The sequence below is a fragment of the Sphingomonas sp. BK580 genome (genome assembly GCF_014194975.1).
Lineage (GTDB): Bacteria > Pseudomonadota > Alphaproteobacteria > Sphingomonadales > Sphingomonadaceae > Sphingomonas.
The window spans coordinates 1-22,135 of record NZ_JACIAY010000017.1 but is presented as its reverse complement, the minus strand read 5'-3'; the positions used below and the strand labels follow the sequence as shown (position 1 = coordinate 22,135).

Below are 22,135 nucleotides of genomic sequence, written 5' to 3'. Positions count from 1 at the left end.
CCGGTCACTCGGTCACCTTCGACGTGTGACGCGGCGTGCCGATCCCGGCGGGGATCGACTTGAGTGCCATCGCGATGTTGAGCTGCTGAAGGGCGAGAACCATGTCCGTGGCGGCGGCGAGCCCGTCGTTGGCGGCGAGCGTGACCTGCGTCCCTTCGGCGAGCGGTGCCGAGCCGCTGGCGTCGAGGACGACCAGCGCCGCACCGGTGCGCGCGACCGCAGCCGCGGTGGGCGGCACCAGCGCGGCGTCGGCACCCGCGCTGCGGAGCAGGGTCACGCCGATCCCCGGTCGAAGCAGTTCGAACGGGCCGTGGCGGAACTGCCCGCCCTCGAAGCCGATCGACGGCAGCCGGGCGAGCTCCATGAGCGAGAGCGCGGCGCTCTCGGCGGTGCCGTGCATCGCGTGCCAGCCGGCGAAGACAAAGGCGTCGCAGCCGTAGAGCGTCTCGGCCGCCGCGGTCATATCGGTGACGGCGTCGGTCCCCAGGATCTGGCGCAGCGCGGACTGCGGCGAGCCGAGCCGCTCCAGCACGGCTCCGTGCATCGCGAGGCTGAGCACGATGCTGCGGGTGGCGGCGAAGGCATGCTCGGTGCCGCCGTGCGCGACGACAGCGGCGCGGGCGCTGCGCGCGAGCGTGCTCCCGGGCTCGAGCGTCAGCCCGTACCGCTCCTCCGATCCGGCAGGTCGCGCGAGCAGCTGGCGGATCTCTCCCGACTCGCCCGACTGCGAGAGGATCAGCGCGGTGCGCGGCCGGTCGGGCGGCGGCGCGCTCAGAGCCGCGGAGGCGATCATCGTTCGGGCGTCCAGGCCGAGATCGCGGTAGAGCGGCGCCGCGATCCGGTTGACGTGCTGCGAGCCGCCCATCGCGTAGAGCAGCAGCGCGCCCGTGCGGCGCACGCTCTCCACGATGGCGTCCGCGGCCGGGCAGGGTGCGTCAAGCGTCGCCAGCGCGTCGGCACGCTGCCGGCGCATCTCCGCTAGCATCGCAGCCAAGCCGGGATGATCGCTCATGCTCGCTCCTCAGTCCCGTCCAGCCCGATCATCATGGTCGCAGCGGGTGCTTGCCCGCGACGAGCAGCAGCTCGAGCGCGCCGCGGATGAGATCGCTCATCCGGGTGCCGGCGAGCGCCGGCTCGCCTTCGAGGATGGCATCGGCCACGCGCTTGTGGTCCCGCGCGCTGGCACGCGGAACCCCCTTGTATTCGTTGGTTCGCCGGATGGAGAAGCGCAGCGTCGTCTCCACCAGTCCGGTGAACTGGCGCATGAACCGGTTGTTGCTCGCCTCCAGCACCGCGACATGGAACGCGATGTCGGCGTCCAGCGCGTCGCCGTCGCCGTGGTCGGCGGCGAACATCCGCTGGATCGCCTCGCTGATCGCGCGGCGTTGCGGCCCCGTGGCGGAGTGCGCCGCGAGCGTCGCCGCCCGCGGCTCGATCGACATCCGTATCTCCGTGAAGTCGATCAGGAGATCGATCGAGAAGTCGCGCTGCAGCATCCAGCGCAGCACGTCCGGATCGAGCAGGTTCCAGCTGGGCTCCGGCTGCACCACCGTGCCGGCGCGCTTTCTTGCCAGCAGCAGCCCCTTCGCCGTGAGCATCTTGACCGCCTCGCGCAGCACGGGTCGGCTGGCGTCGTAGCGCTGGCATAGCTCGGCCTCGGTCGGGAACGGCTGGTCTGCGCGAAACGCTTGCGTGACGATGGCGAGACCCAGGTCGTTGACGATGCTCGCGGTCAGGTTGCGACCTTCGCTCGGCACCATCGGCGCGCCGTCCTCGCGCGCGAGTTGCTCCCCTGCTGATGCATCGGTCATGTCTCGTGCCTAGCCGAGCATGCCCGCCGGCGCGACCCCGAAGCGAAGCCGCACCTCCGAGCGGTAGAGCGCTCCAGGATCGAGCCGCGTCGAAGGGAAATCGGCGCGGTTGCAGGCGTTCGGCCAGGCCTGCGCCTCAAGGCAGAGGGCGGCGTGGGGATGCCAGGGGGCGTCGAGCCAACCGGCGGCGTAGAGCTGCAGCCCGGGCTGGTCGGTCGAGAGCGTCAGCGTGCGGCCGCTGCCCGGGTGCTCCAGCCACGCGACCGGGCGCATGCCGACACCGTCGAGGCAGAAGGTGTGGTTGCCGCCGCGGGAAAGACGGGCCTGCTCGTCATCGCTCTCGATCAGTCTCCCGATCCACTGTGCCTCGGTGAAGTCCAGCGGCGTGCCACGCACCGATCGCCTCTCCGTCGGCAGCTGGTCGGCATCGATCGCGAGGAAGGAGGCCGCGTCGATCCGCAGCCTGTGGTCGGCGATGGTGCCACTGCCGCCGGACAGGTTGAAGTAGCCGTGCGACACGAGGTTGACGTGGGTCGGTCGCGTCGTCCGTGCGGTATAGACGATGGAGAGTTCGCCGTCGTCCGAGAGGTCGAACGACGCTGTGACGTCGAGCGCGCCGGGAAAACCCTGGTCGCCGTCGGGGCTGTGGTGGTGCATCGTGACATGGCTCGCGCTCGCCTCGCGGACGGACCAGTTCGCGCGATCGAACCCGACCGGTCCACCATGGCGCTGATGTGCGCCCTCGTTGGCGGCGAGTCGATGACGCACCCCGTCGAGCTCGAAGGCGGCGTCGGCGATGCGGTTGGCGACGCGCCCGCAGGTCGCGCCCAGATACGCTCCGCCGTCCGGCAGGGCGGCGCGGCGGTTCGCTTCGGGATCGTCGTAGCCCAGCAGCACCCGGTCGACCCGGCCGGCGCGGTCGGGAGCGTCGATGCGGATGAGGCGCGCGCCGTACGAGCCGACGGTCGCCGTCACCCCGCTGCCGGAGGTGAGGACGTGCGGCTGGTGGACCGGTGCGGTGGTCATGCCGTCTCCCTACGCCCGAACGCCGGGAGCGACCATAAGGCTGCCGCCGGCGCCGTGCTCAGAAGTTCGCCCTCAGCCCGAGCGAGATGCGGCGCCCCTGGTCGGACACGGTGATGAGCCGCTCCGTGAAGCGCGAGTAGCTGCGGAACTGCTCGTCGGTGAGGTTCAGCACCTCGCCGAACACCGCGACCCGATCGTTGATCTTGATCGATCCGCTCAGGTCGATCTGCTCGTAGCCGAAGATGTTCTCGGGCTGGCTCTGCGGGCCGAAGGTCTGGCGCAGGAAGGGAGCGCGCCAGTTGTAGGCCGCGCGCAGCTGGAAGCGGTCGTCCTCGTAGAAGGCCACCAGGTTGGCGGTGTCGGAGAGGCCTTCCACGTTGAAGGTCTGGTTGCTGAGCGATGGGTCGAAGCTGATCGAGCTCTTCACCAGCGTGTAGTTGGCGCTCGCGCCCAGATGATTGAACGGCGCGGGCAGGAAGTCGAACGTCGCCTGCACCGCGCCCTCGACGCCGTACACGTCTCCGTTCTGCGCGTTGTAGGGTCGGTTCGCGATGAAATCGAGGCCGAAATACTCCTCCGGCTGCTGGCCGGAGATGATGAAGTTCTGCAGCTTCTTGTAGAAGCCGGTCACGCTCGCGTAGCTCGCGCGCGAGAAGTAATAATCGGCCGAGAGGTCCGCGTTCCAGGCGAGGAAGGGCTTCAGGTACGGATTGCCGCCGCTGACCGTGTTGGAGTTCGGCGGGCGGAAGACGAAGTCCTGGCTGAGCCCGAGCCGGCTGAGCGTCGGCCGGGTCAGAGTGCGCGAGCCGGCGAGGCGCAGGACCAGCTTGTCGGTAGCGTCGAGGCGGAAGTTCACCGTGGGCAGGACATAGGTGTAGCGGTTCGTGGCGTCGACCGGCACGGTCGGGCTGTAGACGGGCACCGCGGCGGTCGGATCGGCCGGATTCTGGATCACGTCGAGCAGCGTCACCGAGAAGCCGGTGGCGTAGACGTCCGTATGGACCAGCCGCGCGCCCAGCATCGCGCTCCACCGGCTGCTGCCGAGGTCGCCCTTGAACAGCGTCTGCAGGTAGGCCGCGTAGGTGTTCTCGCGCACCGTACCGGAGCCGCGATCACGGTCGATCGGATCGAGGCTGTTGTTGTTGCCCTGGTAGACGGCGAGGAAGCGATTGCGCGCGTCGATCGCGGACTGCGAGTTGTCACCGACCTGGTTCACCGCGGCCGCCGAGCCGTAATAGGCCACCAGCGCGTCGCGATCGTAGGTCAGCCAGGTGAGGTCGCGGCCGAGGACGTTGGCGTTGAAGTCCGTGAAGAGCGATCCCGGCGCGAGCGCTTGGTAGCCGCAGTAGAAGCAGCCGAGCGGCTCCGGCGACTCGCGTACCACCGTGGTCTTCTTGCGGTTGGTGAAGAGCAGCCCGGCCTGCAGCTTGTCCAGCACGCTGCCGACGTCCCAGGTCAGGTCGACCGTCGCCTGATTGACGGTGTCGCGGTTGCGGCCGCCGCGCTCGGAGCAGCAGTGCAGGCGCGGCGCGGACTTGTCGTTCGTCGCGAGCGTGTCCGTGATCGTCGGCAGGCCGTCGGGACCGTCCAACGTGAAACGCGGGGTGACGCCGATCTGGCGCGTACCGACGACGTAGAAGAGCTGGTCGGAATCGTTGCGCGTGTTCGAGTGCGCCACGTCGCCGACGATGGTCAGCGCGTCGGCGGGCTTCCATTCCACGTTGAGACCGAGCTGGTACGTGCGCGCGTTCTGCGGGTTCGTCGCCAGGATGTTGTCCGAGGCGAGGCCGGACGTCGCGGTCGCCGGCAGGACGGTGAAGTCGGTGACCGTGCCGTTGCCGTTGACCGTCGCGGCGGTGACGCGGTCCGGGTCGGTGTAATAGCCGAGCTGGTTCGTGACGCTCTCGGTCTTCTGCTGCGTGTACAGCGCGTCGAACCGGAACTTGAGCGCGTCCGAGGCGAAATAGTCGACCGCGAACGTGCCGCCGATCCGCTCGCGATCGTTGTAGGTGGAGGTGAAGTTGAGCGTCCGGGGAAGCGAGACGCCCTCGCCGCCGGCGGGCCGCGAGTCGCGCACGCCGTCGCCGTTGGTGTCGATGTTCTGGTCGGTGATCCAGCCGTCGGTCGAGATGTTGCCGAGCCGCGAGATGCGCTTGTCGTAGATGAAGCTCGCCAGGACGCCGAAGGTGCGCTCGTCGTTCGAGCCGCTGATCACGCCGGAGATGACCGGGGTGATCTTGTCCGCCGTGTTGTCGTGGCGCCCCGCCGCGCTACCGGCGAAGCGGAAGCCCGCGCGATCGGTCGGCCGCGCGGTGCGGAGGATCACGGTGGAGCCGATGCCGCCTTCCTGCAGTCGCGCCTCGGAGGATTTGTAGACCTCCGCGCCGCTGATCAGCTCGGATGAGAGGATGTCGAACGAGAAGGATCGCCCGCCGCCCTCGGTCGACAGCAGCCGGCCGTTCAGCAGGACGGTGTTGAACTCGGGGCCAAGCCCCCGGACGGTGACGCCGCGGCCCTCGCCGTTGACCCGGTCGACGGAGACGCCGGGGATGCGCTGCAGCGACTCGGCGATGTTCGCGTCGGGGAAGTTGCCGATGTCCTCGGCGGAGATCGCGTCCACCACGCCGATCGTGTCCCGCTTCAGCTCGAGCGAGCTCTCGAGGCTGGCGCGGATGCCGGTCACCACGATGTCGTCGCCCGCTTGCCCCTCGGGGGCGACCTGCTCGCCGTCGGAAGGGCTGGTCGGCGAGGTCGCGGTGGGAGCCGCCGGCGCGGTCTGCGCCACGGCGGTGCCCGAGAACGCGGGGCTGAGGAGGCTCATGGCCGCCCCCGACATCAGCACGGAAAGGTATCTCGCGTTCGACATCGTCGTCTCCCCTGCTGGCTCTCAGGCCTGGGAAGAACAAATATGATATTACCGCACTTGTCTAGTCTGATTCTGCGAGGCGCCCATCCTGGGCCGGCGGGTCAGGCGCGACCTTCGCTGTCAAGCAGCATGAGTGTGGTTGACGGTCGTTGAACCGCGACCGGCGGAGCTACAACGTGCCGTTATATATCGGACTTATCGTCATCGAACGCGTGTCAGGATCATGCCCACGCCCACGAAGTCGCCCCGCAGCGTGATGTCCACGCCGTGGTTCATCCAATAGGCCCCGGTGGCGCGAGCCGGGATCGTGGCGGGCAGCGGCGTCGAGTCCATCGCCTCGATCCGGTAGACGGCGTCTGGATCGAGCCCGCGCAGCTGGATCGTCGGCATCACGTCGAGCTTGTGGGTCGAGCCGACGAGGGTGAACAGCGCCGCCTGGGCGCGGTCCTGCGCGACGTAGAGGCTCGTCCACCGCGGGTCGGCAGGGTTCTCCCGGTTGAGCCGGTATAGCGAGCCGTGCTGCACGGTCTCGCGGATGCGCTTGTAGGAGGCGACGTAGTAGCGCGCGGTCGCCATGTCCGCGTCGCCCCACTTGTTGAGGTTCGTGCCGATGCCGAGACCGCCCTGCATGGCGGAGAGGAAGCGGAACGGCAGCGTGGTCTGCCGCTGGTTCACCCAATTGGGGCTGTCGGTCACCCACGCCATCATCGTGCCGGGCGCATAGGCCTGGGTGTAGCCGTCCTGGATCTGCAGGCGGTCGAACGGGTCGGTGTTGTCCGACGGCCACATCTCGTCGGTGCGCGCCATGATGCCGAGATCGACCCGGCCGCCGCCGCCCGAGCAACTCTCGATCTCGACCGCGGGATGGCGGCGGCGCAGCTCGTCGAGGATGTAGTAGAGGTTGCGCACGTAGGCGACGTAGATCGTCTGCTGGTCGGCGACGTCGGCGTCGGGCCAGCCCGGCTCGGACCAGTTGCGATTGTAGTCCCATTTGAGAAAGGCGATGTCGTTCCGCGTCAGCAGATCGTCGAGCACCTTCAGGACGTGGTCGCGCACGTCGGTGCGCGCGAGGTTGAGCACCAGCTGGTTGCGCCCCTCGGTGCGCGGCCGGCCCTTGTACTGCATCGCCCAGTCCGGATGGGCCCGGAAGAGGTCGCTGTCCGGGTTGACCATCTCGGGTTCGACCCACAGGCCGAAGTCCATGCCGAGCGCCTTCACGCGGTCGATCAGCGGCTTGAGACCGTTCGGGAACTTGCGCGGATTGACGGTCCAGTCGCCCAGGCCGGCGTGGTCGTTGTCGCGCGCGCCGAACCAACCGTCGTCCATGACGAAGCGCTCGATGCCGAGGCTCGCCGCGCGATCCGCCAGCGCGAGCTGCTCCGCCTCGTTGACCTTGAACTCGGTCGCTTCCCAGCTGTTGTACAGCACCTTGCGAAGCGGGGGGGAGTCGCCTCCGTGGCGCGGCAAGATGCGCTCACGCTCGAAGCGGTGGAAGAGTCGCGAGGCGCCGCCGCGGCCTTGGTCCGAGAAGCCGACGTAGAAGGTCGGCGTCTCCAGCTTGGCGCCGGGGCGGAGCCTGTAGGCGAAGTCGAACGGGTTGAAGCCGCCCACGATTCGCACGCGCCCGGTGACGTCCTGATCGAAGGACATCCGCCACGAACCGCTCCACCCCAGCGCTCCGATCCAGGCCGGACCGCTCTCCTCGGTCGTCTCCGCGCGGGTGATCTGGAACCACGGATTGTTCTCGCTCCCGGTGGAGCCGCGACGGCTCTCGAGCACGGTGGCGCCGGGGCGCAGAGGCCTCTCCTGCAGCGTCCACTCCGCCGCCCAGCGCCCGGTGGAATAGTGAAGCCTATAGTCATAGGCCACGGGGAGGGTGAGCCCCGCCGCGGCGACCTGGTCCAGGCGCACGTCCCCCGTGCCGCGGTTCTCGATCATCGCCGAGCGGGAGACCACCCCGGTGGCGCGATCGATCCTGTAGGTCAGCGTGACGAAGATGGGTCGGTCCAGGTCGCTGAGTGTCACCCGGATCGCGTCGCCGTCGATCTGGTGGCTTCGGTAGTAGAGGACGAGGTCGCGGTTCCCGTCAGGGTAGGTGACCTTCAGCGCGGGCTCGGCGTATAGCCCGCCGCCTTGCCCCGCGAACTCCTGTGGCACTACGTTCGTGGCAACGTCGAAGCCGCTGAGGCCGGACAGTTCAGGCGCAGCGAGCGGCGCGCTGTCCGGCAGCCGCTTGCCCCAGTACACCGACTGGAGGATGCCGGAGGCGTTGACCTTGAAGGCATAGGTGACTTCACCGCCGTCGAGCCGGAAGATGCGCGAGCCCTTGTCGTAGCGTGCTTGCGCGAAGGCCGATCCCGGCACGGCGAGCAGTCCGGCTCCGATCAGTAACCGTAACAGCATGGGACCTCCCTATGGCGTGTCTGGTACATATCATACTTATTATCAAGCCACTTCTGTAACGTGTCGCGGGAGAGGCGCAGGCTTCCCTTAGCGCACCTGACTCGCCTCGATCGAAAGTATGATCTGTACCATGAGCATGGCTCGCCCGGGCAGCCGAATGCCAGACAGGCTTGCAGCGCCGCATGAGGGCGGTACCTTTCGAGCCCGGCGCGAGCGGGCGCCGGAGGAGGGTGAGGGATGCTGCTGGATAGCTGGCGCACGGGTGGATGGCTGCTCGCGGCGTTCCTCCTCTCGGCGGCGGGTGACGCGCCCACGGCGGCCGAACGGGACCGCCTGGACATGATGCGGCAATTAGGCATCGTCCAGCTGCGACCTGGTCCCAGCGGCGACCCGTCGGCGCCGAATGCGGCCAACTACGATCCTGCGAGGGCGAACCCTTATCCGGTCTGGCCCGATCTCCTGACGATGCAGGATGGCCGCCCGGTGACCAGCGCGGCCATGTGGCAGCGCGAGCGACGGCCCGAGCTGGTCGAGCTGTTCGAGCGCGAGATCTACGGCCGCGTTCCCCCCGCCGCGCCGTCGGTCACCTGGCGCGTCGACAGCGCCGATCGTGAGTTCATCGGAGGCCGGCCGGCGATCGCGCAACAGCTGATCGGGCAGCTCGACAATCGAGCGGCGCCGCAGATCGCCGTCGAGATGAGGGCCACGCTCGTCCTGCCCGCCAACGCGAAGGGACCTGTCCCCCTGCTCATCATGTTCGCGCCGGCACGATATCCCGCGCCCTCGCAGCCCGACGCCCGCGAGGCCGCTCGCCTGGACGGGGCGATGAAGGCGCTGCTGCTCCAGCGCGATCCGTCGCTCGCCGCGATCTTCGCCGCGCACCCTGGCGTGGCCTTCGTGGAACCCGGCAGTTTCCCGCCGACACCGCCCCGCGACGATCGGGTGACCAAGCTCATCGCGGACGGTTGGGGTGTGGCGCTGCTCGACACCGCGAGCATCCAGGCGGACGATGGCGCCGGCCTGCGCGAGGGGGTGATCGGCCTCGCCAACCGGGGGCGTGCTCGTACGCCGGAGCAATGGGGCGCGTTGCGCGCCTGGGGATGGGGCGCGAGCCGCCTTCTCGACTATCTCGCGACGCGGCGGGAGGTCGACGCGGCCCATGTCGGCATCGAAGGCGTGTCGCGCTGGGGCAAAGCGGCGCTGGTCGCCGCAGCCTTCGACGAGCGGTTCGCGATGGTCCTGATCGGCTCGTCAGGCGAGGGTGGGGTGAAGCCGCATCGCCGCAACCTGGGCGAGCAGGTCGAGAATCTCACCGGAGCCGGCAGCTATCACTGGATGGCTGGCAACTTCCTCAGATACGGGACGGAGCAGGGCCGGCTGGGCCGGAAGACGGCGGCGGACATACCGGTCGACGCGCATGAACTGCTCGCGCTCGTCGCCCCGCGCCTGGCGTTCGTGAGCTACGGCATCCCCGCGCAAGGCGACGCAGAGTGGCTCGACCAGCAGGGCAGCTACATGGCGACGATTGCCGCCGGGCGTGCCTGGACCCTGCTGGGCAAACGGGATCTCGGCCGCGGCAACGACTATCGGAGCGCCGTGATGCCGCCGCCGAGCACCGACCTGCTCGACGGCGAACTCGCCTGGCGCCAGCACGAGGGCGGTCACACGGACGCGCCGAACATGGACACCTTCCTGCGGTGGGCTGACGGGAAGATCGGCAGGCGCCGGGACTAGGCCAGCACGTCTCGCCGGGAGACGAACGTCGCACAGAGGCTTGTGCGACTCGTGGCGCGATGCGACCATGCCTCCTCTCGTCTTGGGCCGTCGCCGGGGGTGCCATGTTCATCCGAGCGTACCTTGTCTCGATCGCGGCCTGCGCCGCGCTGACCGGCGCCGCCATGGCGCAATCCTCGACGCCGCAGCCCTTGCCGCCACTCCCCTCAACGTCGTCGGGTTCGTACGGGCCGAACCCGTGGAGCTATGCGGGCCGCGCCAGCAAGCCGCGTTTCCTGCCAGCCTGGCGAGCAAGAGCTTCCGACGTCGTGGTGGGCGCTACGGTGAACAGCATCTACGGTCCGGCGATCGGCACGATCACCTACGTCACCGATCGTGAGGCGGTCGTCAGAACAGCGCATGGCCAAGCCCGCGTGCCGCTCAGCGCCTTCGGCAGAAGCCAGCGCGGCCTCCTCCTCGAGATCAGTCCGTGGAAGCTCGATCAACTCGCGGCATCGGCACAGCACGCCGGCAGCTGACAGGACGGCGGTGTCAGCGCTGGGGCACCCGCCGGAGGACGCGCTCAGCGGCTGACGGTCACCATCGCCGCGGCCGGATAGCGGGTGCCGCTCGCCGCCCCGGGCGGCAGCACGTCGTTGATCCGCGCGACGTCCGCGTCGCTCAGCTCCACGTCAAGCGCGGCGAGATTGTCGGCCAGATAGCTGCGCCGCTTGGTGCCGGGGATGGGGACGATGTCCTCTCCCTGCGCCAGCACCCAGGCGAGCGCGAGCTGCGCGGGCGTGCAGCCCTTGTCGGCGGCCATGGCGTCGATCGCGCCGACGAGATCGAGGTTGCGTTGGAAAGCGTCTCCCTGAAAGCGGGGGTGGTTGCGGCGCGTGTCGTCGGCCGCCAGGTCGTCGGGCGTCCTGATCTGCCCTGTGAGGAAGCCGCGCCCGAGCGGGCTGTAGGGCACGAAGCCGATGCCGAGCTCGCGCACGGTCGGTAAGATCGCGTCTTCCGGGTCGCGGCTCCACAGCGAATATTCGGTCTGCAGTGCGGTGATCGGATGCACCGCGTGGGCGCGGCGGATCGTCTCCGGCGCGGCTTCCGACAGGCCGAGATACTTGACCTTGCCCGCGGCCACGAGCGCGGCCATCGCGCCGACGGTCTCCTCGATCGGTACGTCCGGATCGACCCGGTGCTGGTAGTACAGGTCGATGACGTCGAGGCCGGTACGACGCAGACTGGCGTCGCAGGCCTCGCGAACATACTCGGGCCTACCGTTGATGCCGCGCGCCTCGCCGTTCGCGCCGCGAACGATGCCGAATTTGGTCGCGACCACGACCCATTCGCGCCGGTCCCGCACGACGCGACCGACCAGTTCCTCGTTGGCGCCGACGCCGTACATGTCGGCGGTGTCGAGAAAGGTGACACCCCGGTCGAGAGCGAGGTTGATCGTCGCGACCGATTCCGCCTCGTCGCGGCCGCCGTAGAAGTCCGACATCCCCATGCAGCCGAGGCCGAGGGCGGAGACCTCCAATCCCTGGCGACCGAGTTTGCGGGTCTTCATGGCGCGTCTCCGACCGTTCCTGAGCCGGTTGAATGATCGGCGCGCGCGCGAGTTGCCAGCGGCGGTTCGACCGCAGCGTGATCGCCTGCTGCGGGCAGGTCGGCGACGGGAGGCGACATCAGCGCGACGCGGCGGCGTCGATTATGGCACCTGGTTGGCGCCCGTGCGCGCGCTCCGTCGCCGCCCGCGAAGTCACTTGGCGCGCGACACGCAGTTGCCGCCATCGGGTCCGATCGCGCCGCGGCACACGCGCTCCGCGGGCAGCGCCGCGCCGAGTTCGCGCAACCGGTTTCGCCCGTCTCCACCGCGCTCCAGGTCGAAGCCGTCGTAGAGCGTCCCGCTCGCGGTATAGGTGCGGAAGCTCAGCCGCTTCTCCGCCACGTCAACGAGCTGGAACAGCTCGGTCGCCTCGGCGACGCGGTCGGGCTGCTTCAGCGCGCGATCGTTGAGCCCGTACATCTTCGACCCCGTCACCGAGACGAGATACACCGGCCCCTGCACCGCGCCCCTGGCGTGCGCCGCGCGCGCCGCGTCGCGCCCCGCCTCCGCGGTCAGCCGGCTGTAGCAATGGTCGTGCCCCTGCAGCACGAGGTCGACGCGGCGCGCCTCGAAGATCGGCTTCCACGCCGCCTTGAGCACCGCGGTGTCCTGGGGCCGCGCGCAGGTGAAGATCGGCTGGTGGAAGAGGACGACGTTCCACCGCGCGGTGCTCGCCGCCAGCGTCGCGTCGAGCCACTTCGTCTGCGCGTCGAGCGCGCCGAGATCGAGCGCGGCGGTGCCGTCGAGCACGACGAAGCGAACGCCCTGATAGTCGACGAAGTAGCTCGTCGCCTTGACCGGCGCGGCGCCGTTGCCCGGCAGCGCGAACTGGAGCGGCCAATAGGGGCCCAGCTTCCGGCTCTCGCGCCCGTCGGGCAGCAGCGTGTCGACATACTCGTGGTTGCCGGTCGCGGGCAGCTGCGGGGTCGAGGCGTAATTGTAGCCGCCCGCCTGGTTCCACTCGCCCCACTCGTCGTCGTGGTCGAGGTCGTCGCGCTGCGCGGCGAGGTCGCCGGCATGGACCGTCAGCGCCACCTGCCCCGCCATGAAGCCCTGGCGGATCACGCGCGCGGCATAAGTGAGGATGCCGTTCTGCGTGTCGCCGAGATAGAGGAAGCGGAACGGGCGGAAGCCGGTGGCGGCGGTGCGGAACTGGAACCACTCGCTCCACCCCGCCGCGCCGCGGACGCGATAGGCGTAGACGCGGTCGGGCGCGAGCCCGGTGAAGCGCACCTGATGGTAGTTGGCGCTGCCGTTGGCGCTGTCGATCGCGCGCGTCGTCCCGGTGACGGTGCGCGCCGCGCGCTCGAGCGTCGGCCCGTCGACCGCCAGCGCGATCTCCGCCGCCGCGCTCGCCTGCGCGCGGTCGGTGCGGAAGGCGACCGCCATCTCGCGCGACGGGTCGGCGCCCGCGGTCAGCACGATCCGGTCGGGGATGGAGCGCGGCGCGTACGGCGTGCCCGGCGTGCGCGGGATCGGCGGTGCGGCGGCGGGCGTGGTCGCGGGGGCCGGGGCGAGCGTCGGCGCGGCCGCGAGCGCGGCGGCGGTGAGGAGCAGCGCGCGCATCAGAAGTTCGCCCGCACGCCGAACTTCAGCGTGTAGCCATATTCCTCGTATTGCAGCAGGCGGCGCGTCACCGGCGCGTTCTGGTAGGCGACGTACTTGGCGTCGTTGATGTTCACCCACTCGCCGAAGAGCTGGAGGTTGGGCGTGATGCGGTAGCGCGCGCTGGCGTCGAGCTGGAAGTGCTGGCGCACGTAGCGATCCTCGTCCGCCACCGCCTGCACCTCGTCGAGGTATTTGTCGCGATAGGTGCCCGCGAGCCGGACGCTCACCGGTCCCTTCTCGTAGCCGAGCACCGCGTTGAACGTGTGGCGCGACGAGGCCGGCAGCGGGATCGTGCGCAGCCCGCCGGTGTCGCCGTCGAAGGTCTCGCCGTCGGCGTCGGTGAAGGTGTAGTTGAGGTTGGTCAGCAGCCCGTCGAACGGCGCGGGCAGCATCGTGAAGAGCTGCGAGAAGCCGAGCTCGACGCCGCGGATCCTGGCCTTGCCGCTGTTGAGCGGGATGTCGGCCTCGGTGAAGGCGATGCCGCGATAGCTGCCGTTGTAGGGCGCGTCGTCGCCCTCGAACGTCACCGTCGTGATATAGTCCTCGATGTCCTTGTAGAAGAAGCCGGCCTGGAGCACGCTCGAGGTGGCGAAATACCATTCGGCGCCGACGTCGAGGTTCCAGGCGCGATAGGGCTTGAGGTCGGGGTTGCCGAACGCGCCTTCCAGGTCGTCGCCGTCGCGCTCCAGCGCGAAGCGCGGCGCGAGCTGGCCGATGCTCGGGCGCACCAGGCTGCGGAACGCGCCCGCGCGCAGCACCAGCTCGGGGGTCGCCTCGTAGCGCACCACCGCGCTCGGCAGCCAGTTGGTGTAGCGGCGGCGGATACGGTTGGGCGTGACGAGCAGCTGCTCGCCCGCGTCGCCGTCCTCGTTCAGCGTCACCGTGCTGCCGCGGATGTCGTTGCGCGTATGCTCCATGCGCACGCCGCCGATCAGTCGCAGCGGCCCGGCCTGGTAGCGGCCGAGCAGATAGCCCGAGTAGATGTCCTCGCCGACGCGATAATCCTCGGCGAGCGACGCGAAATCCGAGCCGAGCGAGTCGCGCTCGAAGCCCGCCGCCTCGGCGTCGAGGAAGCCGCGCTCGCCCTTCTTCGCCACCACCGGGCCGAGCGCGGCGAGCCGATAGCTCTGGCGGCCGACCACGTCGGCGAGCGTGAAGTCGCCGTCATAGCCGTCGAACGTGTCGACCTGGAGGTCGTAGGTCTTCTCGCGCAGCCGCGCCTTGCCGCCGGCCTGGAGCTCGACCGTGCCCTCGGCCAGCGCGAAGCTGCGCGTCACGTCGCCGCGGAAGTTCCACTCGCGGTCGACCGAGCGGCTCAGCGTCGTGCGGTCGAAACTGTCGAAGCCGTACTCGGCCGCGTCGTCGAACGCGGCCGCGCTGGCGCCGCCGACCGCGAAGCGCGGGCGCAGGTAATTGCCATAGTCGAACGCGACGCTGAGATCGTCGCCATCCTCGCCGTCGAAGTCGCGGCGGAAGGTGATCGGGTCGACCGAGCCGCTCTCCAGCTCGGACGCGCGCGACCAGGCCGCGCTATATCGCAGGCGCCACGGCCCCGTCTCGGTCTCGCCGCCGACCGAGTAGCTCTGGATCACCTGCTTCTCGAAGCGGTCCTTGAGGTCGCGCTCGACGCGGATGCGGCCGTCCGCGCTGTCGAAGCTGGCGCCGGTGGCGGTCGAGGCGACAGGATCGGCGTCCATCTCGAAGATCAGCCGGCGGCGGTCCTCCTGGTCGGAGAAGCGATTGTAGATGCCGCGCGCGTACAGCCGGGTCGAGGGCGCGGGCTGCCAGTCGAGCGAGAGCGAGCCGCCGGTGCGCAGCCGGCGCACGTCGTAGTCGCGATACTCGACCGAGTCGGCGAAGCCGTTGCCGGCCTCGTCGGTGTTCCAGCCGTCCATCTCGATGTTGTCGGTCTCGAACTTGCGCAGATAGTAGGACGCGCCGCCCGAGACGCCGAAATTCTCGGCGAACTTCCTGGTGAAGTTGACGCTGCCCTTGGGCGTCACCTCGCCCGAATAATGGTTGTACGAGCCCTCAATCGAGCCCGCGAGCAGGTCCTTCTTGCGGTCGAACGCGGACGTCGTGTTGATCTCGACCGAGGCGCCGATCGTGTCGCCGTCCATGTCGGGGGTGAGAGACTTCTTGATCTCGATCGACTCGATCAGCTCGGACGCGACCACGTCGAGCGCGACCGAGCGCGTGTCGGCCTCCGGCGCGGGCACGCGCACGCCGTTGATCGAGGCGGCGTTGAGGCTGGGATCGAGCCCGCGCACCGCGACGAAGCGCCCCTCGCCCTGATCGTTGAGCACGTTGACGCCGGGCGCGCGGCGGACCGACTCCGCCACGTTCTGGTCGGGGAACTGGCCGATCGAGTCGCGCGTCAGCACGCTCTCGACGCCGTCGGCGCCGCGCTGGCGGCTGAGCGAGCTGGCGAGATTGGCGCGCTGGCCGGTGACGAGGATGTCACCCCCGCCGCCGACGGCGACGTCCTGCGTCACCATGCCCGCGGCGTCGACCGTGATCGGCGTGTCGACCGCGTCGGCGCCGGTGTAGCGCACGCGCAGCGTGTATTCGCCGCGGGGCACGTCGCTGAAGCGGTACTGGCCCGCGCTGTCGGCCTCGACCGAGCGACCGAGCTCGACGATCGACACCTGCGCGCTGGGCAAGGTCCGCGTCCCGCTCGCGTCCGACACCGTACCGGTGACCTGGCCCGCATGGGCGATCGCCGGGCACAGCGCCAGCGCCGCCCCGACCAGCAGGCGCGCTCGCGCCGTGGTGCTGAACATGTTTTCCCCGATTTCTGCTGTGTTCGAGGTCGGTTAGAAGCGCCGTGTGACGGTCCGGGGACGTTGATGTTGCATGCACATTACGACACAATCGGCCGTCCGGCGGGCGGTATCGGCCGCGCACGCAGCCTGATCGCCGCGGCCGCGGCGCTTGATCCGCGTCGCATGGCGAGAGCCTGCCCCGCCGCGGGAGAGACGCGGCGCGGGGCTGCGGTCATCGGGCCCGGTGGCGGCGGTGGCGATCGGCGATCGGCGACCGAGTGACGGAAGACGGGTGACGCCCGGAGCTCCCTCCAGGTCCGCTCATGCGTCCGGTCAGTGGAAGCGCTCACCGCGCGCAAGTCGTTCGAGGATCTGCCTCATCCTGCGGGCGCGCGTCTCCGGCCGCTTGGCCGTCTGAAGGCGGTAGTAGATCGGGTAGAGGTTCTTCCGGTCGAGCGTCCGGAAAAATGCCTCTGCTTCGGGCAGGGCCGCCAGGAGGTCCAGGAAGTCCTGTGGGATGACCATCGTGGCCGAGCCCTCGTAGGCCGTGTCCCAACGACCCTCCGCGCGCGCGGCCTCGACATGGGCGAGTCCGGACGGCGTCATGCGACCTTCAGCGATCAGCCGCTCGGCATGGTCACGGTTCCTGGCAGACCAACTCGATCCGGGCCGGCGTGGCGTGAGGCGCTGGAGGTAGGAGCACGCGTCGCCTGACCGCTTCAGGCCGTCGATCCAGCCGACACGCAGCGCCTCCACGACGCAGTCGCCCCACCTGACGGAGCGCTTACCGGAGCCTTCCTTGTAGATGCGCACCCAGAGTTCGTCGCTGGTCGCGTGGTGCTCGGCGAGCCAGCCGGCGAGATCCTCCGGCGTCTCGAACGCGAGGGCATCGGCCTGAGGGAGCGTCATGGCCTCAGGCTAACCGCGGACGATCCCGCTGAGAAGCCGCACGTCCGCTGTCCTGCCGCACCGGGCTCGATGACCGGTCTCGCGTCTGGTCACGGGCCAGATGGCAGCGCTACAGCCGCAGCCGCACCGTGCCGCCGATCGTCCGCGGATCGCTCGGGCTGCCGAGGATCAGACCGGAGTTCCCCGCCTGGATCGTCACGTTCTGGATGTAGTCGGCGTCGAGCAGGTTGCGCGCCCACACGATCAACTCCACGCCTCCGGCGAAGCGGTAGCCGATGTTGGCGTTGGTGAGATTGTAGCCGCGGATGTAGGTGAAGCGCGACAGGCTCGGATCGCCGTTGTAGCCGCTGCGCGAGGCCGTATCGACGTGGAGCGTCAGCGCGCCGCGGCCGAGCGGGCGAACATAGTCGAGCCCGGCGGTGATCGCGAAGCGCGGCAGCGAGGCGAGGCGGCGGCCGGTCAGGCTGCACTGCGTGGTCGCCGCGGTCTGCACCTCGAGCGGGCAGGGGCCGGCGGGATAGTCGCTGTACTCGCCCTCGGAATAGGCCGCGCTGGTGCGCGCGCTGAGGCCGGGCAGGATCAGCGCGGTGGCGTCGGCCTCGACGCCCTTCACCGTCACCGCGGGGATGTTCGAGAGATAGCCGCGCAGCTGCACCGTCTGCGTCAGCGAGTTCTCGACCACGGTCGCCTGGAAGTCGCGGACCTTGGTGTAGAAGGCGTCGACGTTGAGGATCAGCCACCGGTCGAACAGATTGTTCTTGACGCCGACCTCGTAGGTCTCGTTGCGCTCCGGCCGCACCACCGCGGTGGCGAGCACCGGCTGGCTGGCGTTGTCGAGCGGCAGGCCCGACATGTTGATCCCGCCCGACTTGAAGCCGCGCGCGTAGCTCGCATAGGCCATGGTCTGCTCGGTCACCTGCCAGGCGAGATTGCCGCGCCCCGACAGGCTGCCGTCGCTGTCGTGCGCCTCGTAACGCTGCGGCCGCAGCACGCCCAGCCGCGCGTTGATCAGCGCGGCGCTGGTCGTCGCGGGGCCGCCGGAGACGGTGGTGGTGTAATAACCGTCTTTCTCCTCCTGCGTGTAGCGCAGCCCCAGCGTGGCGGTGACCGCGGGCACGATCCGGTAATTGACCTCGCCGAACGCGGCGTAGCTGAGGCTGCGGAAGTCGGTGTGCCCGTCCTGGCTGTAGCCGTCGAGCAGGTTGGACGGCACGGGCGTGTTGTTGGCGCCGGTGGTGGTGCCGATCAGGTAGCGCGCCGCCGCGGGGCCGTAGATGCTGATCGGCCGACCGGTGAGCCGCTGGCGAAAGCCGTAGAGGCCGACGACGTAGGACAGCGGCCCGTCGCCGTTCGAGGCGAGCCGCAGCTCCTGGCTGTACTGGTTCTGGCGCGAGGGGATGTGCTGCGACAGCTGCACCGGAAGGCCGGTATAGTCGCGGTCGTTCTCCGCGTCCCAGTTCCAGAAGCGCCACGCGGTGACGGAGGTCAGCGTGGCGAAACCGAGGTTCCAATCCGTGATCGCGCTGACGCCGCCCTCGTTGGTGTCGACGCCGAGCGGCCCGTCGATGTCGGTCTCGCGGTCATAGGGGTTCGTGCTCGCGGGCGCGTAGCCGAACTGGGCGGCGAGGCCGCCCGGGCCGCCGAACTGGCGGCCGGCCGCGCGCAGGCTGGTGCCCGTGCGCAGATATACCTGTCCGCAGCAATAGGCCTGGAAGTTGGTGACGTCGGCGATGACGCGCATCTGGACGGTGTCGTCGGGCTTGAACAGCAGCTGCGCGCGCACCGCCTGCGTCCCGAGCGTGTTGGTGTCGCGTCCCGTGCGGACGTTGGCGACCACGCCGTCGCGGCGGGTCGAGACGCCCGACACGCGATAGGCGATGCTGTCGGTGATCGGTCCCGACACCCAGCCCCTCGCCTGCGCGAAGTTGTCTTCGCCATACGAGAGCTCGGCGAAGCCTTCCCGCGTGAAGCTCGGTGCGCGCGTGGTGATGTTGAGCGCGCCGGCGGTGGTGTTCTTGCCGAACAACGTCCCCTGCGGGCCGCGCAGCTCCTCGACCTGCTCGATATCGGCGAAGTCGAACGCCGCGGTCGCGGGGCGGGCGTGATAGACCTGGTCGACGTAGAAGCCGACGCCGGGCTCCAGCCCGTCATTGGCCTGGCTCACCGCGACGACGCTGGAGCCGAGCCCGCGGATCGTGAAAGCGGTGTTGCGCGGGTTGGCCGACGAGTAGTTGAGGCTGGGGATCAGCGTCGTCAGCCCCTGTGTGTTCACCGTGTAGCTTCGGTCGACGAGATCACCGCCGACGACCGACAGCGACGCGGGCACGCGCTGGGCGTTCTCTGCGCGACGCCGGGCGGTCACGGTGACGTCGGGCAGGCCGTCGGTGTCGCCCTCAGCGGTCGTGGCGTCGCGAGTCGTGCCGTTCGTGGGAGCGGGTACGTCCTGCGCGAGAGCGGAGGCGCTCAGCGCGGGCATGGCTACCGCACACAGACATACGGCGAGACGCGTCGACATCGTGGAACACCCCTGTTCGCGGTCGTGGCCGCGGCATTGTGCTCGGCGATATATCGAGGCGATATTCCGTCGTATATAGTGAAGCGGTGCAGGGCGCCCGGTGTCGCGACGTCACTCGGGTGATCGCGGCTGGTCGCGCAAGTGAGAGCGCAGGCGCCGATAGGCCGCGTGATCGGCGATGCGCCCCGCCTCTCGCTCCATCTCGCGATACGCCTTGAGCACGTCCTGCCCCGTAGGCGTGATCCGCGCGCCCCGCTCGCGTCCGCCACCCTTCAGCGTCTCGACCAACGGGGGCTCGAAGCAGCGGTTCATCTCATCGACGAGCATCCAGGCGCGGCGATAGCTCATCCCCAGCGCCTGTGCCGCTGCCGTGATCGACCCGTGCGCGACGATTGCCCCGAGGAGGTCTGCCTTGCCGGGGCCGAGGGCGAGCGCGTCGCCGCAGGCGATCTGCAGCTTCAGCCATAAAGGGCCGATCTTCATCTCACTTGCCGATCATCACGTCGCTCGCCTTGACGATGACCGTGACGGTGTCCCCCTCGGCAAGACCAAGCTCCTGGATGGCTTCTTCGGTGATGCTCGCGGTGACGATGATGTCACCGCCGATGTTGACCTTGATCGAGCCGTTCACGGCTCCCGACGTGATACCCACGACGGTACCGGAGATCTGGTTGCGCGCGCTGATCTTCATCGTTGACCCCTCGAGCATGCCCGGACTGGCACGTGAGCGCAGGTGTAGACGCGTCTGGGATCGATCGCCACGCCGAGGTGCACCCGGCGGTGCCTTGCCGGCGCGAACGGGCTGCCGGGCGAGCGGATCGCGACCCTGCCACGGGACAGCCCGCAGGCGCCGCGCCGGCGACTCTGACGACAGACGCGCCCACGAGGCCGATCCCAGCGGGATCGCCTCTGCGCGTGTCGTCCCGACGGTGATCGCCCGGGCTCACCCGCGGGGACGGACAATGACGCGATCAGCCGGCCGCGGCCGCCTCGCCCGAGCGCTGACCGGGTCTCACCCGTTCAACCACTCCGCCGTGACCTTCCCGCGGTGCCCTTCCGGCGCCAGCGCGACGCGAAGGGCTTCCAGCAGGGGCGACAACGCCTGGGTGAAGGCATAGGGCGGATTGACGATGAACAGTCCGGACCCGTTGTAGATGCCGGGCTCATCGGCGTCGTACAGCCAATGCTCGACCGACAGGACCTTCGGGATGCCGAGCCGCCGCAGAGCGTCCTTCCATCGCTGATGCGTCACGCGGTCCTTCAGCGGATACCAGATCACCGTCACGCCATGCGACCATCTGCGGTGAGCCGCGGCCAAGGTGGCGGTGATCCGGGCGCGTTCGTCGGTCTGCTCGTACGGCGGATCGACCACCACGACGCCGCGACCGGTGCGGGTCGGCAGCAGCGCCAGCCACAACTCGTAGGCGTCGCGCTCATGCACGGCGGCGGGCGTGCCGCGCATCGCGGCGCGCAGGGCGCGGGCGTCCTCGGGATGCTTCTCGTTGACGATCAGCACGTCCTGCGGCCGCAGCAGCTGCGTCAGGACCTGCGGTGAACCGGGATAGAGCCGCGGCTCCGCCCCGGCATTCACCGCCCGCACGGCGGCGCGGTAGCTGTCCAGCAAGGGGTTCGCGTCGGCGAAGGCCCGCAGCACGCCGTGCGCGGCCTCGCCCGTCCGCTGCGCCTGCTCGCCGCCGAGATCGTACAGCGCGCGGCCGGCGTGCGTGTCGATCAGCGTCAACGCGCCGTCTTTCTGCTGCAGTGCCCGTACCAGGGCGATGAGCAGGCTGTGCTTCACGACATCGGCGCTGTTGCCGGCATGGAAGGAGTGGCGATAATTCATCTGCGATCTGAGCCCTGCTGGCCTCCCTGTGTCCGAGCCGCCGGTCCGCAGGCGCGCCTCGGCATCACGCCGACGGGCCGGCGGCGGGCGCGCCCGGGCCCGCCAGCACCGCGAATGTGCCCGGCGCGATCCCGGCGAGCGACCAGTCGCCGATCGACCAGCGGACCAGCCTCAGCGTGGGCAACCCGACCGCCGCGGTCATGCGGCGTACCTGCCGGTTGCGCCCTTCGCGGATGGTGAGCCTCAGCCAGCTGTCGGGGATGGTCGCGCGCCGGCGGATCGGCGGATCGCGCGGCCACAGGTCGGGTGCGTCGATGCGGTCGACCTCGGCAGGAAGGGTCATGCCGTCCTTGAGCCGCACGCCGTGGCGCAGGCGGGTCAGATCCGCCGCGCGCGGATCGCCTTCGACCTGGACGAGATAGGTCTTGGGCATCTTGTAGCGTGGATCGGCGATGCGCGCCTGGAACCGGCCATCATCGCATAACAACAGCAGGCCCTCACTGTCCCGATCGAGCCTCCCCGCGGGGTAGACGCCCTTCACGTCGATGAAGTCCGACAACGTCGACCGAACCGCCGGCGATCCGCGGTCGGTGAACTGGGACAGGACCCCGTACGGTTTGTTGAACAGCAGCAGCCGGCTCATTCGGAGCCCTTATCGCTCGGCCGCGGCGATGTCTCCCGGCGCGTCCGTCCCCGATCGGTAGCGCCGAGGTGAACGCGCCGGGCAGGTCGGTGAGGGGCGCCTGCACGCCGACGCCGCTGTCCGCGTCGTCGATGGTGACGGTAACCGACGGCGCCGGGGGGCCGTCCTCGGCCCGCGGCGGCGCGGCGACATTCGGGGGCGAGATCCCCTGCGACGCGGCGAGCCGGCGGCGCAGCCCGTCGGCGAGATCATGGGCGAAGTCCGCCGCGGGCACCGGTCGCAGATGGACGCCGCCGGGCAACCAGACCTCTCCCGGGTCTGCTCCTCCCCGTCATTCCGGGTGACCTGGTGCATAGGGGAAGCGCTGCGCCTTGTACCAGGCGAGGTCGTGCGCGGGGGGCGCGGCGCCGGCGGGCAGGGCACG

Annotated in this window: 16 protein-coding genes; 2 read left to right on the top strand and 14 right to left on the bottom strand. The window is 69.6% G+C overall.

From position 1 onward, the window contains the following. Positions 1-4: 4 nt before the first annotated feature. From FHY05_RS21110 to FHY05_RS21090, 5 genes are all read right to left on the bottom strand, one after another. Complete coding sequence (locus FHY05_RS21110; RefSeq protein WP_183946414.1) at positions 5-1,012, bottom strand: SIS domain-containing protein; 1,008 nt, start codon at positions 1,010-1,012, stop codon at positions 5-7. A 31-nt stretch (positions 1,013-1,043) separates the two neighbouring features. Continuing rightward, positions 1,044-1,811 carry a FadR/GntR family transcriptional regulator gene (locus tag FHY05_RS21105; protein ID WP_260181759.1) on the bottom strand — a complete coding sequence of 256 codons (768 nt, stop codon included), beginning with the start codon at positions 1,809-1,811 and terminating at the stop codon, positions 1,044-1,046. Positions 1,812-1,820: 9 nt separating this feature from the next. Then, positions 1,821-2,837, bottom strand: a complete 1,017-nt coding sequence (locus tag FHY05_RS21100; protein ID WP_183946413.1) for an aldose epimerase family protein — start codon at positions 2,835-2,837, stop codon at positions 1,821-1,823. Between the two features lie 58 nt (positions 2,838-2,895). After that, positions 2,896-5,703 carry a TonB-dependent receptor gene (locus FHY05_RS21095; protein WP_183946412.1) on the bottom strand — a complete coding sequence of 936 codons (2,808 nt, stop codon included), beginning with the start codon at positions 5,701-5,703 and terminating at the stop codon, positions 2,896-2,898. 201 nt (positions 5,704-5,904) lie between these two features. Continuing rightward, positions 5,905-8,106, bottom strand: a complete 2,202-nt coding sequence (locus tag FHY05_RS21090; RefSeq protein ID WP_183946411.1) for an alpha-galactosidase — start codon at positions 8,104-8,106, stop codon at positions 5,905-5,907. A gap of 237 nt (positions 8,107-8,343) precedes the next feature. Between FHY05_RS21090 and FHY05_RS21085 the strand changes: the two genes are divergently transcribed. Next, positions 8,344-9,840, top strand: a complete 1,497-nt coding sequence (locus FHY05_RS21085; RefSeq protein WP_221191358.1) for a hypothetical protein — start codon at positions 8,344-8,346, stop codon at positions 9,838-9,840. 104 nt (positions 9,841-9,944) lie between these two features. After that, complete coding sequence (locus FHY05_RS21080) at positions 9,945-10,358, top strand: hypothetical protein (RefSeq protein WP_183946410.1); 414 nt, start codon at positions 9,945-9,947, stop codon at positions 10,356-10,358. Between the two features lie 44 nt (positions 10,359-10,402). On the opposite strand, the gene FHY05_RS21075 is transcribed toward FHY05_RS21080, so the two are convergent. From FHY05_RS21075 to FHY05_RS21035, 9 genes are all read right to left on the bottom strand, one after another. Continuing rightward, complete coding sequence (locus FHY05_RS21075; protein WP_183946409.1) at positions 10,403-11,389, bottom strand: aldo/keto reductase; 987 nt, start codon at positions 11,387-11,389, stop codon at positions 10,403-10,405. 192 nt (positions 11,390-11,581) lie between these two features. Continuing rightward, positions 11,582-12,994 carry a metallophosphoesterase family protein gene (locus tag FHY05_RS21070; RefSeq protein WP_183946408.1) on the bottom strand — a complete coding sequence of 471 codons (1,413 nt, stop codon included), beginning with the start codon at positions 12,992-12,994 and terminating at the stop codon, positions 11,582-11,584. Further along, positions 12,994-15,819, bottom strand: coding sequence for a TonB-dependent receptor (locus tag FHY05_RS21065; protein WP_183946407.1), 2,826 nt, complete (start codon positions 15,817-15,819; stop codon positions 12,994-12,996). The genes FHY05_RS21070 and FHY05_RS21065 overlap by 1 nt, the downstream gene beginning before the upstream one ends. A 315-nt stretch (positions 15,820-16,134) precedes the next feature. Beyond that, a complete protein-coding gene (locus tag FHY05_RS22720; RefSeq protein WP_183946406.1) occupies positions 16,135-16,710 on the bottom strand; it encodes a YdeI family protein in 576 nt (191 codons plus the stop codon). 109 nt (positions 16,711-16,819) lie between these two features. Then, positions 16,820-19,225 carry a TonB-dependent receptor gene (locus FHY05_RS21055; RefSeq protein WP_183946405.1) on the bottom strand — a complete coding sequence of 802 codons (2,406 nt, stop codon included), beginning with the start codon at positions 19,223-19,225 and terminating at the stop codon, positions 16,820-16,822. 111 nt (positions 19,226-19,336) lie between these two features. After that, complete coding sequence (locus FHY05_RS21050; protein ID WP_183946404.1) at positions 19,337-19,708, bottom strand: winged helix-turn-helix domain-containing protein; 372 nt, start codon at positions 19,706-19,708, stop codon at positions 19,337-19,339. A gap of 1 nt (position 19,709) precedes the next feature. After that, the gene (locus tag FHY05_RS21045; RefSeq protein ID WP_183946403.1) at positions 19,710-19,916 is read right to left on the bottom strand and encodes a molybdopterin-binding protein; all 207 of its coding nucleotides are present in this window, start codon (positions 19,914-19,916) and stop codon (positions 19,710-19,712) included. A 321-nt stretch (positions 19,917-20,237) separates the two neighbouring features. Beyond that, positions 20,238-21,068 (bottom strand): 23S rRNA (adenine(2030)-N(6))-methyltransferase RlmJ, encoded by an 831-nt coding sequence (locus FHY05_RS21040; protein WP_183946402.1) that lies wholly within the window; start codon positions 21,066-21,068, stop codon positions 20,238-20,240. Between the two features lie 64 nt (positions 21,069-21,132). Next, entirely contained in the window at positions 21,133-21,711 is a 579-nt protein-coding gene (locus FHY05_RS21035) for a pseudouridine synthase (protein WP_183946401.1), read from the bottom strand. Between the last annotated feature and the right edge of the window lie 424 nt (positions 21,712-22,135).